At 69.7% G+C, this 16,649-nt stretch carries 10 protein-coding genes and 1 tRNA gene; 4 read left to right on the top strand and 7 right to left on the bottom strand.

Features of this window, described 5'->3' with window-relative positions; translation table 11 throughout:
- Nucleotides 1-88 precede the first annotated feature (88 nt).
- Nucleotides 89-496 carry a MerR family transcriptional regulator gene (locus BZL64_RS09430; protein ID WP_086768005.1) on the bottom strand — a complete coding sequence of 136 codons (408 nt, stop codon included), beginning with the start codon at nucleotides 494-496 and terminating at the stop codon, nucleotides 89-91.
- 56 nt (nucleotides 497-552) lie between these two features.
- On the opposite strand from BZL64_RS09430, the gene BZL64_RS09425 reads away from it, so the two are divergent.
- Entirely contained in the window at nucleotides 553-1,386 is an 834-nt protein-coding gene (locus tag BZL64_RS09425) for an MBL fold metallo-hydrolase (protein WP_086768010.1), read from the top strand.
- A 114-nt stretch (nucleotides 1,387-1,500) separates the two neighbouring features.
- Here the strand turns inward: BZL64_RS09425 and BZL64_RS09420 are convergent, their stop codons facing one another.
- Both BZL64_RS09420 and BZL64_RS09415 read right to left on the bottom strand, forming a co-directional pair.
- Nucleotides 1,501-4,494, bottom strand: coding sequence for a carbohydrate binding domain-containing protein (locus BZL64_RS09420; RefSeq protein WP_086768003.1), 2,994 nt, complete (start codon nucleotides 4,492-4,494; stop codon nucleotides 1,501-1,503).
- Between the two features lie 227 nt (nucleotides 4,495-4,721).
- Complete coding sequence (locus tag BZL64_RS09415) at nucleotides 4,722-6,437, bottom strand: carbohydrate-binding module family 20 domain-containing protein (protein WP_086768001.1); 1,716 nt, start codon at nucleotides 6,435-6,437, stop codon at nucleotides 4,722-4,724.
- 975 nt (nucleotides 6,438-7,412) lie between these two features.
- Here BZL64_RS09415 and BZL64_RS09410 point away from each other — a divergent pair.
- On the top strand, nucleotides 7,413-10,070 hold the full coding sequence (locus BZL64_RS09410; RefSeq protein ID WP_244205270.1) for a SpoIIE family protein phosphatase: 2,658 nt from the start codon (nucleotides 7,413-7,415) through the stop codon (nucleotides 10,068-10,070).
- 49 nt (nucleotides 10,071-10,119) lie between these two features.
- Here the strand turns inward: BZL64_RS09410 and BZL64_RS09405 are convergent, their stop codons facing one another.
- The 4 genes from BZL64_RS09405 to BZL64_RS09390 all read right to left on the bottom strand — a co-directional run bounded on the left by BZL64_RS09405 (nucleotide 10,120) and on the right by BZL64_RS09390 (nucleotide 13,449).
- Nucleotides 10,120-10,998 carry an ABC transporter substrate-binding protein gene (locus tag BZL64_RS09405; protein ID WP_086767996.1) on the bottom strand — a complete coding sequence of 293 codons (879 nt, stop codon included), beginning with the start codon at nucleotides 10,996-10,998 and terminating at the stop codon, nucleotides 10,120-10,122.
- 254 nt (nucleotides 10,999-11,252) lie between these two features.
- Entirely contained in the window at nucleotides 11,253-12,047 is a 795-nt protein-coding gene (locus BZL64_RS09400) for an SDR family NAD(P)-dependent oxidoreductase (RefSeq protein ID WP_086767994.1), read from the bottom strand.
- The gene (locus tag BZL64_RS09395) at nucleotides 12,044-13,051 is read right to left on the bottom strand and encodes an NADP-dependent oxidoreductase (RefSeq protein WP_208639402.1); all 1,008 of its coding nucleotides are present in this window, start codon (nucleotides 13,049-13,051) and stop codon (nucleotides 12,044-12,046) included. Before BZL64_RS09395 ends, BZL64_RS09400 begins: the two co-directional genes overlap by 4 nt.
- Before the next feature lie 321 nt (nucleotides 13,052-13,372).
- A tRNA-Trp gene (locus BZL64_RS09390) sits at nucleotides 13,373-13,449 on the bottom strand.
- Nucleotides 13,450-13,733: 284 nt separating this feature from the next.
- Between BZL64_RS09390 and BZL64_RS09385 the strand changes: the two genes are divergently transcribed.
- Nucleotides 13,734-14,477, top strand: coding sequence for a hypothetical protein (locus tag BZL64_RS09385; RefSeq protein ID WP_208639403.1), 744 nt, complete (start codon nucleotides 13,734-13,736; stop codon nucleotides 14,475-14,477).
- Between the two features lie 399 nt (nucleotides 14,478-14,876).
- A partial coding sequence (locus tag BZL64_RS09380) for a CASTOR/POLLUX-related putative ion channel (protein ID WP_425276026.1) occupies nucleotides 14,877-16,649 on the top strand: 1,773 nt, incomplete at its 3' end.

Here is a 16,649-nt window from a genome sequence, read left to right as displayed (position 1 = left end):
AAGCTGCCCGCACGGCCGGGAGGGGACCGCTGCCGCGGGGAGGAGCCGTCCGCCCGCCGAGGACCGGCCGGTGAACCGGACGAGGGGTTCAGAGAGCCGTCGCGGCAGCCACCGCGCCCACTGCCCGCTTGAATTCGGGGCACTCGACCAGTGGCTCGTGCGTGCAGGTGGCGGCATGCCGCAGGCTCGCCCGCAGCCGGTCGAGCTGGGCGATGCGCAGGTCCAGCTCGAGCGCCTTGGCGGCCATCCGGTCCCGCAGCCCGCTGTCGTCAGGGTCCGCGACCAGGAACCGGGTGATCTCCGCGATCGTGAAGCCGGCACCGCGCGCGCAGCTGATCAGCGCCAGGCGTTCCAGTACGTCGGGACGGTAGGTGCGGCGCAGACCGTTTCGCCCGAGGGCCTCGATCAGTCCGCGTTTCTCGTAGAACCGTAGCGCGGACGGTGCCAGGCCGGACCGTGCGGCCACCTCACCGATGTCCAGCCACTCCTCGTCCATCCCCGCCTCCCCGCGTTCTTGACTTGAACCGTACTTCAAGTCGCAGGGTGGACGCCATGACCATTCACCACCTCAACTGCGGATCCCTGCGGCGGATTGAAGCCACGTACGACGGCCCGCCGCCCGAACCGGCCGTAAATCACTGCCTGTTGGTGGAGACCGACGCGGCCGGCCTGGTGCTGGTCGAGACCGGCCTCGGCCTGAACGACGTACGGGACCCGGACCGCACTCTCGGCGCCGACTGGGTCGAGATGGCCGGGCCCGTCCTCGACCCGGAGGAGACCGCGATCCGGCAGGTCGAACGGCTGGGGTACGCGCCCTCGGACGTGCGGCACATCATCGTGACCCACCTCGACGTCGACCACTGCGGTGGCCTCCCCGATTTTCCGGACGCCCAGGTCCACGTCCTGGCCGCCGAGTTGGAGGCGGCGACGGCACAGGCACCGAGTTTCCGCTACCGCCCCGCTCACTGGGCGCACGGACCCGACTGGGTCACCTACACCCCCGAACGGGCGGACCAGTGGTTCGGCTTCACCGCGATCCAGCCGGAGGGCCTCCCCCCAGAGATCCAGCTCATCCCTCTCGGCGGTCACACCGAGGGGCACACGGGAGTCGCCGTACGGGACGGCGACCGCTGGCTCCTGCACTGCGGGGACGCCTACTACTATCACCGCGAGCTCCAGCACCACCGTGAGCCGCACCCGCTGCTGGACGCCGTCCAGGTCGGCTCCGAGATCCACCACGACCTGCGGCTCGGCACCCAGGCCCGGCTGCGCGAACTGCTCCACGACCACGGCGACGAGGTGACCGTCTTCTCCGCCCACGACCCGTGGGAGCTGTCCGCGCACCAAGATCGGTCGGACAGGCGGGAGTCCCTGCCGACTGCGTAGCCTGGCGTAAGCGGTAGCGGGGCGTCCCGTCCGATCGGGGCGCCCCTGCGGGTGGTCGGTGCTGTCCGCAGGGGCGCTGGGGTGCAGGTGAGCGACTCGGTGTGAGCGGGACGGCTACCTCAGGTAGGTGCCCGCGGTGCCGATCCTGCCGGGGCCGTCGAGTACGTAGACGCGGATGTTGCCCTTGCCGGGTGCCGTGACGGTGAGCTTTCCGTCGGTGACGGTTCGCGTCTCGCCGGTCACCGCGTCGGTGTACATGCCGTTGGGGATGCCGGTGTAGGTGGCGCCATCGGTGATGGCCACCAGGGCGAAGCTGTCCGTGGTGCCGTGGGTGTAGCGGCGTTTGAAGGCCATCTCGCCGGTGATGCCTTCGGTGGAGTACTGGCCCATTTGCAGTGCCGGGATGGCGCGGCGGATCTGGTTGAGTCGCTGCACGTGCTGGACCAGCGGCTGCGAGAGCGTGGTGGCGATCTCGCCGGTGGCCGAGTCGACCTTCCCGAACTCCGACGCCTTGACGTCGCCCTGGAGGTGGTCGCCGTAGTAGGCGCGGCCGGTGGTCGCGAGCGGGCAGGACGGTCCGCAGTCGATCTTCTTGCCCTTCTGGAACTCGATCTCGGAGCCGTAGTAGAGGGTGGGGATGCCGCGGAAGGTCCACATCAGGGACATGTTCTCGGCCCAGGCGTCGGTGCCGCCGGTGTAGCGTTCGCTGCTCTTGTTGGGGCCGTAGTCGTGGCTGTCGACGTAGACGACGTTGTAGGTGGCGTCGTTGGTGGAGTCGTCGGAATCCTTGCCGTTGTGGAAGGCGTTCCTGGCGTCGCCGAAGTTCATGTGCATGCGCATGTCGATGATGTTCATGCCGGAGAACTTGCTGTGGTCCGGGGTGTGGTAGCTGTTGCCCTGAAGGACGGCGTTGGTGCTGGTGGGCTGATTGCCGGTGCCCAACTGCTGTTCGTAGTCGTACATTTCCAGCGCGGCCTTGGCGTCGTCGGCGTTGTACTCCTTGCGTTCCTTCCAGGTGTAGAACTGCGCGGAGTGGTTGACCGAGCCGCGGTTCCACTTGTCGTTGACGAAGGCGGCGACCTCGCCGAAGACAAAGAAGTTCTTCGCCGCTTCGGCGCCGTGCTGCTGGGTGACGCGTTCCTGGATCGCGGGCAGGAAGCGGCGGTTCCAGGTGGTGCGCGGGATGTGCACGGCCGTGTCGACGCGGAAGCCGTCGACGCCCATGTCGATGTACTTGTCGTAGGCGCCGATCAGGTAGTTCTGGACGGTGGGGTTCTCGGTGTTGAAGTCGGCGAGGTCGTCGTGCAGCCAGCAGGAGCGGGAGTCCTCGCCTTCCCAGTTGCCGATCCAGCAGTTGTGGTAGAGGGCCTTGGGGAACATGCCGGAGGTGGGGGAAGGCCACTGGCAGTTGTAGATCCTGTAGCCCTCGGGCGAGGTGTACTGGGTGGGCTTGCCCCAGTCGACGCAGGTGTTGCCGGACGGCTCAGCCGTCGACCACAGGTCGCCGGTGTAGTACGACTTCCCGGACTTGGGCTCCACGGTCAGACCGTCGTACTCGAAGGCGGAGTTCGGCTCGTCGTAGAACCAGCTCCACTGGCTGTCGCGCACGCCGTGGACGGTCGGTGTGAACAGGTCCTTGGCGCCCCAGCGGGAGGAGTGGTTGTAGACGACGTCCTGGTAGATCTTCATGCCCTTGGCGTGGGCGGCGTTGATCAGGTCCTGGTACGAGGCTCCGGCCGACTCCAGGCGGGCGTCGACCTTGTAGAAGTCGTAGCCGTGGTAGCCGTGGTAGTCGTAGTCGGAGCGGTTGAGTACGACCGGGGTGATCCATACGGCGGAGAAGCCGAGCCCCTTGATGTAGTCGAGCTTGTTCACCAGACCCTTGAAGTCGCCGCGGAACATGGGGTCGTTGTTGGCGGCGTTGCCGGACTTCGTGTGCTGGTTGCCGCCGCGGTTGTTGGAGCTGTCGCCGTCGTTGAAGCGGGCGGTCAGGACGAAGTAGATCGGGTCCTTGCGGGGGTCGGTGCCGAGCGGCGTGCCGGGCGCGGGGGCCGTAGGCTTCTCGCCCGTGGTGGCGGTCGCGGCGGCGGAGGCGGCCGAGACGTTCCCGGCCGCGTCCAGGGCCTTCACCGTGTAGGTGTAGGTGGTCTTCTCCTCCAGGTTCGCGTCGGAGAAGACGGTGGATCCGACATCGGTGACGAGCGTGCCCCTGGTGCCGCCGGTGCGGGTCACCTGGTATTTGGCGACCCCCTTGTCGTCGGTGGAGGGCTCCCAGGTCAGCACGACGGATACGCCGTCGGCCTTCGCGGTGACCTGTGCAGGGACGCTGGGGGCCTTCGTATCGGGCACCTCGCCGGCACATGGGTCGCCGGAGTTGCCGGTGACGGTGTTGTTCTTGACGGTGGACCGACCGGTGCCGAGTGCGTAGTCGGCTCCCCGGTTGTTGTCCCAGACTCCGTTGCCGTTGTTGAACGCGGCTTTCAGTGTGGCGGCCGCCCCGAGGTCGATCTCGTGTTTCCACCAGCCCTTGCAGGCGGGCTGCATACCGGCGCCGGGTACGGCGGTCCACGCGCCGCCCGTAGGCTGGTAGTGGATGTTGGCAGTCGTCCAGCCCAGAGTTTCGGTGGAGTAGTAGACCGTGGCCCTGTTGCCGTCTCCCGGAGTGGGGGTCGGATCCGGGTCGCCACCGCCCGCGCAGGGGTCGGAGTGGGCGACGACGCCGTCCTTGACGGTGATGTCGCCCGTACCGAGGTCGTAGTTCTTGCCGGCGTTGTTGTCCCAGGTGCCGGAGCCGTTGGTGAACGTGGCTTGCAGGCCGTCGGCCGCGCCGAGGCTGACGGTCTTCTTGACCCAGTCGGTGCAGGCGGCCTCCATCCGTACGCCGGGGACCGTGGTCCAGGCGCCGCCGTCCGGAGCGTAGTGCAGGTTGTACGCCGCCCAGTTCTTCGTCTTCGTGTAGTAGAAGACGGTCGCCGTGTTCGCGGCGGAGGCTGCGGGCTCCGGTGCCAGATCGACGCTGCTGGGCAGTGCCGTGAGCAGACCGAGTACAGCTGTGGCGGCCGTGGCTGCCGCCAGAGGTCTCAACAACCGTGGTGGTATGCGTTTCATTCAGGTCTCCCAAAGTGGGCCACGGTGGCGAAGCCATGGCGTCGGTAGCGAGGGGAGGGGGTGCTGGGCAAGGGCACCGGTGGTGTCCCGCCCGGACGGAGGAGTCGCCGGTGCGGGAGGTGCGGCCCTGTCTTCGCGTATCGGCCTGAGTCCGAACAGCTCTCCTGCTCCGGAGCCGTGGCCGCGTCGCGCGCAGCGGGCCACGGTGGGACGTCAGGTCGGATTCGTCAGCTGCGCCATGTGTCATTCAGGGTGAGGCCCGTGGCGCCGAGGGTGGCAGTGCGGTTGGCGCCGCTTTCCCAGGTGACGTTGCCGGAGGCGTCCTTGCGGATGTACTTGTACTCGAAGGACGTTCCGGCAGGGAGGTCGACGGGCAGCTTCCACACGGGGTAACTGGCCGGATCGAGCTTGAGTGCGCTGCCGGTGTTCCAGTTGCCGAGTTCGGGGCGGTTGCCGGTGACGTAGATGTTCTGGCCCCAGCTGGTGGTGGCGTTGACCGCGAAGGTGACCCCGGAGGCCACGGGGTCCGGGTCCGGCGTGGTGCCGCCGCAGTCGCGGGCGTCGGCGTGCAGGGCGAGGGCGGTATGGGCGCCGAGCGTGGCGGTGAACCGGCCGGAGCCGTCGACGGTGACGGGTGTGCCGTGCTGTACGTCGCAGTAGGCGCCGGACGGCAGCGACGTCTGGAAGGTGCGGGACAGGGAGGTGTTTTCGTGGTTGATGGCCACGTATGCCTTGCTGCCGCGTCCGAAGGCGATCTGGTCAGCCCCGTTGTCCCACCAGTCGGTGACCGGCTGTCCGCCGGCAGCGTTGCGGAAGCCGACCATGGAGGAGATCTCGCGCCAGGTGTGCTGGCACTTCCAGCCGTCGGTGGAGCAGGTGTTCACCTGGCCGCCGTTGGGTGGGCCTTGGTCGTGGCCGGAGAACTCGTATCCGGAGTGCACGTCGGGGCTGCCGTAGGGCCAGGCGAGCATGAACACGTGCGCCAGGGTGTAGTGGGCGCCGTCCTTGTACGACAGGGTGTCGCCGCCCCGCTCGGTGTCGTGGTTGGCCACGAAGACGTTCGACTTGCCGGACTCCATGAAGCCCCAGCCCTCACCGAAGTTCTTCAGGTGGGCGAGGTTGTCGTTGTTGAACGCCTGCTTGAGACTTCGGGCGTAGCGGAATTCCTGGACGTCCCCGCTGCCGAGGTACTCGCTCGGGGACACGGCCTCGCCGGAACCGTGGATCGCCTCGTGCTTCCAGTACACGTTCGGGTTGCTGAGCCGGGACTTGATGTGGGTGAGGTCGTCGGCCGGCATGTGCTTGGCCGCGTCGATGCGGAAGCCGTCGACTCCCAAGGACAGCAGGTCGTTGAGGTAGGTCGCGATGCGGCCTCGGACGTGGTCCTCGCCGGTGTCCAGGTCGGCCAGCCCGACGAGTTCGCAGTTCTGGACATTGCCGCGATCCCGGTAGTTGTTGATGTGTGCCGTGCAGTCGTCGAAGTCGCCCGGAGCGTAGATGCCGGGGTAGTCGTACTTCGTGTACGAGGAGCCACCCGTTCCCGTGCCGTTGCCGGCGGACATGTGGTTGATGACCGCGTCCGCGATGACCTTCACGCCCGCCGCGTGGCAGGTGTCCACCATGCTCCTGAACTGTCCGCGGTCACCCAGGCGCCCGGCGATCTCATAGCTGACCGGCTGGTAGGAGGTCCACCACTGGCTGCCCTGGATGTGCTCCTGGGGCGGCGAGACCTGGACGAAGCCGTAACCGGCCGGAGCGAGGCTGTCCGTGCACGCCCTGGCCACAGAATCGAACGTCCACTCGAACATCACGGCAGTGACGTCATTGGTCCCGGGCGGTGCCGCGTGGGCGGGTGAAGCGGCGGCCAGGCTTCCGGCCATGCCGGCAGCGAGGGCGAGCGCTATCGCGGTCCTTCTTCGAGTGCCGTTGACGGTCCCGGGCATGGGGCCTCCTCTGTGGGGACGCGGATGCCGTGCGCGACTGGTCGACCGGGGAGTGGCCCGCCACGCTCGTGCAAAAAGTTTCCGCAAGATGACAGCAAGATGCGACGGACGTGACCGTAGAGCCGCTCTTTGAGGCCGGTCAACCCTGGCGACATCCTGAATTCGCCGCCCAACTCCACGCAGACGTCGGCATGTTGATCGCTCCAGCCGCCCAGGACCGACGGTTCAGCCGAGAAGGGCCTGTTGACGGCGCCCGGCGAGGGCCGCCCCGACCCTCGAGCGACTTGCGCAAGTATCTGGAACCCATTGCACAAGGTCTTGACGCGCCACCCTCATGACGGCAGGCTCCGGCCTGGCACCACCAGTTGCCACCACCGAAGAGCTACCGCGGCCCCCCACCAAGCAGCGGACCTGCGACCCGACGCCTACACGCCACTGCGACGCGACCGACCAGGGTCACCCCCTTTCCCCGTTCCTGGGCGGCTCGCAACTGCATCCTGAAAACCGTTGCGAATATTTTCAGCAAGGCGCGTGACGCGCGCTCCGACGACGTCGGAGGCACGCCAAGGTCCATCAGGAGGCGAGGACCGGAGGACGACGACACGCAGGCCGCAGCCGAAGCGCACCGGCCCGTGGGGACGGTGCAGGGCACTCCCGACCCACGACCGTCCGCTCGGGGTCGGTTCGCCTCGGCCACGTCGGCCCGAGGATGCCGCCGCGCGCGGGGCCGGGGCGGCACGCCGTGTCCGCCGCCCGGTCCATGTGCGGACGGCTCCCCGCCTGCTGCGGCCCGACGGTACCGACCAGGGCCCGTCCTGAGCCGCGCCCGCCGGGCCGGTCACTGATACTGGGAAAATGGGCAAACTCGGGCACTATGTCCCAGCGAGCCGATCCGACCGCGTGCCGCCGAAGGCCGGGCCGCCGGAAGCCGGCCCGAAGGCTCGTCACCATGCGGCCGGCCGACGTCGTCTGTCATTGCGGAAACCGCGCAGCGTCGCCAGTCAGGTCTTCCTGCTGCAACTGGTGGTCGTCCTCCTGCTCATCGCCACGGCCGTGGTGGTGCTCGTGATCCAGGACCGCAACCGTGCGATCCAGGAAGCCGGCGACCGGTCGCTGGTGGCTGCCGAGTCGTTCGCGAACGCCCCGGGCACCGCGGAGGCGATGGAGAGCGATGACCCGACGGCGGCACTCCAGCCGCATGCCGAAGCGGTGCGCAAGGAGACCGGCGTCGACTACGTCGTGGCGCTGAGCCCCTACGGCTTCCGGTGGACCCACCCGGATCCGGACCAGATCGGAAAGCACGTCTCCACCGACTACGACCAGGCGCTCGAAGGCGAGCCCTATCAGAACACGTTCGACAGCAGTCTGGGGAAGGCCGTCGACTCGACGGTGGCCGTCTTCGACGACAGGGGGACCGCCGTCGGCCTCGTCACCGTGGGCGTCACGGTGGACAAGGTGACGAACGTCGTGCAGCACCAACTACCGGTGATCTTCACCGCCGGCGGTGTCGCGCTACTGCTGGCCGCGGGTGGGTCGGCACTGGTCAGCGGGCGTTTGCGGCGCCAGACCCAGGGTCTGGGGCCGGTGGAGATGACCCGCATGTACGAGCACCACGACGCGGTGCTGCACGCCGTGCGTGAAGGCGTCATCATCCTGGACGGTGACGGAAGGTTGCTGCTGGTCAACGACGAGGCACGCCGGCTGCTCGCTCTGCCGCCGGAGGTCGAAGGCAGGCCGGTCACCGAACTCGGGCTGAGCCCCGCACTGGCCGGGCTGCTGGGATCGGGCCGGGCGGCCACGGACAAGGTCTTCCTGGCCGGAGACATCCTGCTCGCGGTCAGCGTGCGACCGGTGGGCCCGCAGGCCGGCAGCGTGGCCACCCTGCGGGACACCACGGAACTGCGTGCCCTCGCGGGCCGGGCGGAAGTGGCGGGCGGGCGCCTGCAACTGCTCTACGAGGCCAGTACCCGGATCGGCACCACCCTCGACATGAAGCGCACCGCCGAGGAGCTGACCGAGGTGGCGGTCCCGCGCTTCGCCGACTTCGCCACCGTCGAGCTGGTGCAGTCCGTGCTGCAAGGGGAGGAACCGACGGGTGCGGATAGGGAAATGCGTCGTATCGCAGCCGCGGGTATCCGGGACGACACGCCCCTTCGCCCGGCCGGGACGCTGATGCGCTATGTGCCCGACAACCCCGTGGCGATCGGTATGGCCACCGGCCGGCCGGTCCTGGTGGCGCACCTGGCCACGGCCGACGGATGGCGGGCCCAGGACCCGGAGCGGGCCCAGAAGGTCATCCAATCCGGTATCCACTCCATGATCTCGGTGCCGCTCAAGGCCCGAGGCCAACTGCTGGGGGTCGTGGAGTTCTGGCGGTCGGAGCAGGACCCCTTCGAGCCGGACGACCTGTCCCCCGCCGAGGAACTCACCGCCCGCGCGGCGGTGTGCATCGACAACGCGCGTCGCTACACCCGCGAGCACACGACGGCCGTCACTCTCCAGCGCAGCCTGCTGCCCGGCGCACTCCCCGAACTGTCCGCCCTGGAGGTCGGGCACCGGTACCTGCCCGCCCAGGCGGGGGTGGGCGGCGACTGGTACGACGTCATACCGCTGCCGGGTGCCAGGGTGGCCCTGGTGGTCGGTGACGTCGTCGGACACGGTTTGCACGCCGCCGCGACGATGGGTCGCCTGAGGACCGCGGTGCACAACTTCGCCGCCCTGGACCTGCCTCCGGACGAGTTGCTCGCGCATCTGGACGACCTGATCACCCGGATCGACCAGGACGCGGCGGCCGAGGGCGACGTCGAGGCCGTCTCCGGTGCCACCTGTCTCTACGCGGTCTACGATCCGGTCTCCGGGCGATGTGTTCTCGCTCGGGCCGGTCATCCCGGTCCCGCGCTGGTCTCGCCCGACGGCTCCGTGACCTTCCCCGACATCCCCGTCGCCCCGCCACTCGGGGTGGGAGGAGGTCTGCCGGTCGAGACGGCCGTACTCCGGCTGGCCGCCGACAGCCGGCTGGTTCTCTACACCGACGGCCTGGTCGAGGCCCGCGGCCGTGACATCGACACCGGGCTCGGCATGCTGAGGGAGGCGCTCGCCCAGACGGACGGCGCCGGCCCGGACGACACCTGCCGAGCGGTGCTCGACACGATGCTGCGCACCAGATCGAGTGACGATGTCGCCCTGCTCGTCGCACGCACCCGGCTTCTCGACCCGGAGCAGGTCGAGGAGTGGGACGTGCCTGACGACCCCGCGGCCGTCTCCCGGATCCGCGCCGAGGCCACCCGAAGGCTGGAATCCTGGGGACTCGGCGAAGCCGCCTTCACGACCGAACTGATCCTCAGCGAACTCGTGACGAACGCCATCCGGTACGGAGCGAGCCCCATCAGCCTGCGGCTGCTGCGCGACCGCGACAGCCTGATCTGCGAGGTCGCCGACGGCACGAGCACCTCCCCGCACCTGCGCCGCGCGGCCTACACCGACGAGGGCGGCCGTGGTCTGTTTCTCGTCGCGCAACTGTCCCGCCGCTGGGGGACCCGGTACACCGACCGAGGCAAGATCATCTGGGCTGAGCAGGCGCTCGACGCCGGCGGCGCCGGGGACCTGGGCGGTCTGTTGACGGCGGACCTGTGAAGGGACTGAAACCAGACCGCCCCGGGGTGTGCGCGCACGTCCGGAGCGTTCAGGAGCCGTCGTCGACCGTGAAGTACGGAATCTTGGCCGGGTCCTGACCGAAAGCGGCCCCGAGATAGACGGCCGACAGTTTGGTGAGCGTTCCGTCGTCGATCAGCTGCCTGATGATCCGGTCCAGCTCGTCCTTGTTGAGTGACCCCTTCGGGTACAGGGCGCCGTAACCCTGGTCGGTCCTGTACTGGCCCACGAGGCGCACCCTGCTCTCCCGCTTCTGGGGGTACGCCAGCAGAATCGTCGTGTCGTGGACGACCGCGTCGACTCGTCCCGCCTCCAGCGCCGTGACCATCGCCGGGTCGTTGGCGAAGGCGGTGACGGGCTTGGCCGGCTTGAGGCGCTTCTCGACGAACTCCTCGCCCGTGGTGCCCTCGGCCACTCCGATGCGGACGTCGCGGATGTTGTCTTCGCCGATCTTCTCGCCGTCCCGGATCAGCACTCCCAGGGTCGAGGAGAGGTAGGGCGGGGAGAACTCGGCGACCTCGCTCCGTTCCGGGGTGATCGTGATCTGCGCCAGGGCCAGGTCGAAGTTTTCGGTGCGGCCGGACACTACCTCCGGAAAGGGAGCGTTCTCCACCTTCAGCCGGTCGAGTCCGGAACGGTAGGCGATGTTGGCGGCCATGCAGTACTCGTAGCCGCTCTTGATGGAGTCCGGGGTGTCGCCGTTCCACCAGCCGGGTGCGGGCAAGGTCGTTTTGACCGTGAGGGCGCCCGCAGTCTCGGGTGACAGGTCGAACTCTCCGTAGTGTCCAGTGACCGGGCAGTCGCCGTACCGAGCGCTCGACGACTCCGACCCGTCCTGGTCACAAGCCGATGTGGCGACGATGAGCACCACGCTGACAGCCAGGGAGACGATCGCTGCCGCGGCGCGCATCCTTGCACCTCCGGTAGGGGCATACTCCTTGATTCACCATAAATCACTCCACGCCATGCGCGCGCCGCTTCCCGGTCGTGCTGAGGGTCCGACGACAACCATCGGAACCTCTCCCCCCGACCGACATCCTGACGGTCCTGATGGCCGGGCCGGCCGCCCAGCAGCCGGCCCGGAATCCCCGTCCGCCTCGGCGTGCGCAGCCTCGGCGGACGAGGCCGGGCCGGGCCGCTCCTGTCCGACAGGTCTCGTCCGCGTCAGACGGCGGCCGGCTTGGCCGGCCCGGGGACGTTGCGGAAGCGGAACGGTTCCGCTTCGCGGCCCGCCTGGACGAACCAGCACTCCCCTGTACCGCCGCCGGTGATGATCCGCAGCACCGTGTCCGCCACCAACTCGGCCGGGATGACGGGCATGTCCTGCTCGGACAGCATGTCGCGGAGTGGGTCGATGATCCGCGATTCGGCAAAACCGGGGCATACCGCGTTGAAACGCACATTGTCCGGAGCGAGAGCGGGCCCCAGCGAGCGGGCGAGCCCGACGACCGCGTGCTTGTTGGCGGCGTACAGCGGGTCGAGCGGTACGGCTGCCAGACCCGCGAGGGAGGAGGTCGCCACGATCGCTCCTCCGCCACGGGCGCGCAGGGCCGGCAGCACCGCGTGGGTGCCGTAGACCACGCCGTCGAGGTTCGCGCCCATCGCCCTGCGGTAGCGCGCCGGGTCGAAGTCGTCACCGACGCCGCATCCGGTCGTCACGCCCGCGTTGAGCAGCGCGATGTCGACACCGCCGTACACCTCCTGGGCGAAGTCCACCAGCGCCCGGTTGGCGTCGAGGTCGGAGACGTCACAGGCGCGGAAGGTGCCGCCGGCCAGGTCGGCCACCTCGCGGCCGGCCCGCGCGTCGAGGTCCGCGACCACGACCCGTGCCCCGGCGTGCGCCAGGGCGAGTGCCATGGCCCGGCCGAGTCCGCTGGCACCTCCGGTGACGAGCGCCACCTTGCCCGCGAGGGCGGTGCCGTCCGTGTGTGCTTCCTGAACGACGTCGGCGGCGGTCACGCCAGCTCCAGCACGAGCTTGCCGACGTTCTCGCCGCGGAAGAGCATCTGCAGCGTCTCGGGGAAGTCGTCGACGGTGCCTCGCACCACGTGTTCCTTGACCTTGATGCGGCCGTCTCCGATCCAGGCGGCGATCTCCTGGGTGGCCTTGGCGTACTGCTTGGCGTAGTCGAAGACGACGAAGCCCTCCATGCGGGCACGGCGCACCAGCAGCGTCAGGTAGTTGGACGGGCCCTTGACCGGGGTCTCGTTGTTGTACTGGCTGATCGCGCCGCAGACCACGACGCGCGCGTGCATCGCCAGCCGGGTCAGGGCGGCGTCGAGGATGTCCCCTCCGACGTTGTCGAAGTACACGTCGATGCCGTCGGGGGCCTCGCGGCGCAGCGCCTTCCTGACATCCTCGGCGCGGTAGTCGATCGCCGCGTCGAAGCCGAGTTCGTCGGTGAGCAGGGCGCACTTGTCCGGTCCGCCTGCGATGCCCACGACCCGGCACCCCTTGGCCTTCGCGATCTGCCCGGCCATGGTGCCCACGGCGCCGGCCGCCCCGGATACCACGACGGTCTCGCCGTCCTTCAGCGCGCCGACGTCGAGGAGACCGAAGTACGCGGTCATACCGGGCATGCCCAGCGCGCCGAGATACGTGGAGGGCGGGGCGAGAGAAGTATCGATCTTGACGGCGCCCCTGCCGTCGGAGACCACGTACTCCTGGACGCCGAAGGTGCCGACCACGTGGTCGCCCGGCCGGTATTCGGGGTGCTGCGAGGCGGTGACCTCGATGACCGATCCTGCGCGCATCACCTCACCGATCCCGACCGGAGGCAGGTAGGAGGGGCGGTCGTCCAGCCAGCCGCGCATGGCCGGGTCCAGGGAGATCACGCGCGTACGGCCCACGAAGCAGCCCGGCCCCGGCTCCTCCACGGGCTCCGAACGATGCTCCCAGTCATTGGCCTTCACTTCGCCGACGGGGCGGGCTGCCAGGCGGATCTGGCGGTTGGTCGCAGACATCACGTCTCCTGTCGTTCGCACTCCCGAGGAGGGTACCGACTGGTAGGTATGTCGTCGTCAGTGATGTGCGCCACACATCGCGATCCGTCTCCTCGATGGTCAGAGACAGGCCGGCCACGTCCGACGCTCACGGACGCGGTGGGACTGACCGCCGAAGGCAGCGACCGCCGACGACTTCGGGCCGTCGCCTCGCCGTCGGTGGGTGAAGTCGGCACGGGACAGCGCACCTTCTTCGAGCGGGGAGCCTTACAGGCGGGCCACAGCAGGACAGCGACTGCGTCCGCGCGAAGCCTCATCGGCAACTGCCGAAGACGTGAGCGGTGGCAGGGGTGGCAGGAGTCGAACCTGCGGCATCCGGCTTTGGAGGCCGGCGCTCTGGCCATCTGAGCTACACCCCTTCGGTGGGTGACAGCCTGCCATGGCCGGCAGGTTGGTCTCCAGCGGATTTCTGTCATCCATCGACTCGCTGGACAGGTCGTTCTGGTTCAGGATCTTCCTGAATTCCCCGGCGACAGGGCAGGACGTCCAGCGGCTCTCCCTCCGGGCGAGGGGTGGGCGACGCAGACGGACAGGACGGCGAGCGGATACAGGCCCGTCATGGCCACCAGGCTGCCCGTTGCCAGGGGACGGCGAGGCCGAGCCTTGTACCTCACCGAGGCAGACGGGGATGATCTCCCGCGTGATGGAGAAAGCGGGTTCGGGAGCCGGCGCGGGTGTCGATGACGCCCACGCGTGGAACACACGGCTGGACTGGGCTTACGGGCTCATCGCGGAGGATCCCGCCGGCCGGGCCGCGGCCCTGGTGCGTCTGGCCGACGCCCAGAGGAGCGTCGACCAGGCTCTGGGCCGGTTCAACGAGTTGTGGAGAGCGATGGTGCCGCTGGGCCGACAGGCGTACCAGGACCCGGCCTTCCTGCGGGCCCACGAGGCGTACGTCGCAGCCGGACGGTATTCGCTGCCGAACGCGTTGTGGAACCGCCCGCCCGGGGACATCAGGGTATGGCCGGGTCTGCCGTACGCGCTGCTCTTCCTGGAGTGGGAGGCGCGATATCCGCGGGATTGGACCCTGCACGCCAAGAAGTGGGGCACGAAGCAGCTCCTCATACGGAACGTGGCGGTCGCCGGCCACGACGATCCGGTCAGGACCAAGCTCACCGACCTCGTCGAGATCGCCGTGCAACGGCCCTACCGCTGCAAAGACCGCGAGTACGTACGTATTGCCAGGGCCGTCGACAGCCAGGACCTGCGCGGAAGGCTCAGCACGGCCGCTCAGTCGGACAACCCCTGGGCCCGACGCCAGGCCGGTTATGTGCTCTGGCTCCTCGATCACCCCGAACTGCCGAACACACTCCACGTCTGGCGGACGTGGACCACCAGACATCCGGACGGGAGCCCTGACAGGCCCCGCTGGGACATCACCGTGTGAACCGCCGGCCCCGCGGACGCTCGCCGCGTGCCTCGCGCGGGTCTTCCGCGCACGGCGGACCTCCGGATCAGCCGGGGCCGGGCCATGACGCCGGCCCCTGACTCGCGTGTGCGGCCGGCGCCCGGTGTACCGCCACGTGCCCACCGCCGCGGAGACCGGGGCAGGCGCCGGACCGCGTCCGCGCCGCTCACCGGGGCGCCCTGCCCGAAAGAATGAATCGACTCCCGAAAGCCGCGTGTCCCGGTGCCGGACCAAGCACTGTGCGGAGCGGATCTGTTGGCGGTGCACCGCCCGTCGGTGCGGCGTCACGTCCGTGCGCGACGGAGTGGCTGCCGCGGCGAGTGCGGGACGAGGCGAGGGGTGCGCGTGGGCGGAGATCGGCCGAGGGGGCGGCGGCGAGTGTCGTTACGGGACCGGGCGCGCTACCGGTTCGACCGTACGCTGGCCCGCAGCGCCGGTTCCCTGATGGGCTGGCTGGTCGTCAGCTGCCTGGCCGTCGTCGTCCCGGTGAGCGCGCTGCTGGTGTGGACGGATCCCGGCGCGCCGCCTTCGCTCTCGGGCCGGCTGACGGCGGTGTGGCGGTCCAGTGCGCAGACCCTGCGGCTGGGGGCTGTGGACGGTACGCCGCTGCGCATGCTGCTCGCGGCCCTGCTCGGGCTGGTCGCCCTGCTCTGCGTGTCGACCCTCGTCGGGGTGATCACGACCGGTCTGGCCGAGCGGCTCGCGGAACTGAGCCGGGGCAGGTCGACGGTCCTGGAGGAGGGCCATGCCGTCGTGCTCGGCTGGTCGGACCAGGTGTTCACGGTCGTGGCGGAGCTGGTCGCCGCGCAGGTCCCGCACCGGCCCCGGGCGGTCGTCCTGCTCGCCGACGTGGACAAGACGGAGATGGAGCGGGCGCTGGCCGCTCACGTCGGCCCGTCCGGGCGGACGCGGCTGATCTGCCGCAGTGGCCCCGCGAGCGATCCGGGCGTACTCGCGCTGGTCAGCCCTCGGACCGCGCGTACCGTGCTGGTGCTGCCGTCCGGTGAGCCGACGGCCGACGCCGAGGTGCTGCGCACACTGCTGGCGCTCCGGACCGTGCTCGGGGAGGACGCGGAGGGGCCGCCGGTCCTCGCGGCGGTGCGCGACGACCAGTACCGGGCGGCGGCCCGGCTGGCCGCCGGGCCGCGGGGCACGGTCCTGGAGACCGACACGGTCACGGCCCGGCTGATCGCGCAGTGCGTGCGCCGTCCCGGCCTCTCCCTCGTCCTGCGCGACCTGCTCGACTTCGCCGGTGACGAGTTCCACCTCGCCGACGCCGACGCGTTCCACGAGCGTCCCTTCGGCGTGGCGCTGCTGGGCCATGCCGGTGCCTGCGTGGTGGGGCTGCTCACCCCGCAGGGCCGTACGCTCCTCAATCCCCCCGCGGACACGGTGATCGCCCCAGGGAGCCGGCTGATCATCCTGGCCCGCGACGAGGAGGCGGCACGGCCCGATGACTGCCGGCACCTGGTCGAGAGGCCGGTGATCGCGACCGCGCCGCCGCACCCGGAGGACGCCGCGCACGTGCTGCTGCTCGGCTGGAACCGGCGGGCGCCCCTCGTCGTGGACCAGCTGCGGCGCACGGCACGGCCGGGTTCCGTGCTCGACGTGGTGACGGACCGGTCCGTGCCGGCGCCGGCCCGAGAGCCGGAGCCGTGGCCGGAGCCGGAGCAGTCGGGCGCCTCCCGGCTGTCCGTGCGGTTCCAGTCCGCCGCCCTGTCGCGGCCCGAGACCCTGCTCGGGTTCGACCTCACCCCGTACGACGGGACGGTCGTCCTCGGGCCCGACCCGGGTGACGGACCGGACCGCCCGGACGACCGGACGCTGGTGACGCTGCTGGCCCTGCGGCTCGTGGAGGAACGCACCGGACGGCAACTGCGGGTGGTCACCGAGCTGACCGACGACCGCAACCGGCCGCTGGCCCCCCTCGATCCCGGCTCCGACGTCATCGTCAGCGGGGAGTTGACCGGCCTGCTCATGGCCCAGATCGCGCAGAACCGGCATCTGGCGGCCGTGTTCGACGAGTTGTTCTCCGCCGACGGCAGCACGATCTGTCTGCGGCCGGCGGGACACTACGTGTGCCCGGGGAGCGTGACCACGTTCGCGACCGTCGTGGCCGCCGCGCGCGACCGCGGCGGCCACGACGGTCGC

This window comes from Streptomyces bobili, assembly GCF_002154575.1.
Lineage (GTDB): Bacteria > Actinomycetota > Actinomycetes > Streptomycetales > Streptomycetaceae > Streptomyces > Streptomyces bobili.
This window is presented reverse-complemented; position numbering and strand designations above follow the sequence as displayed.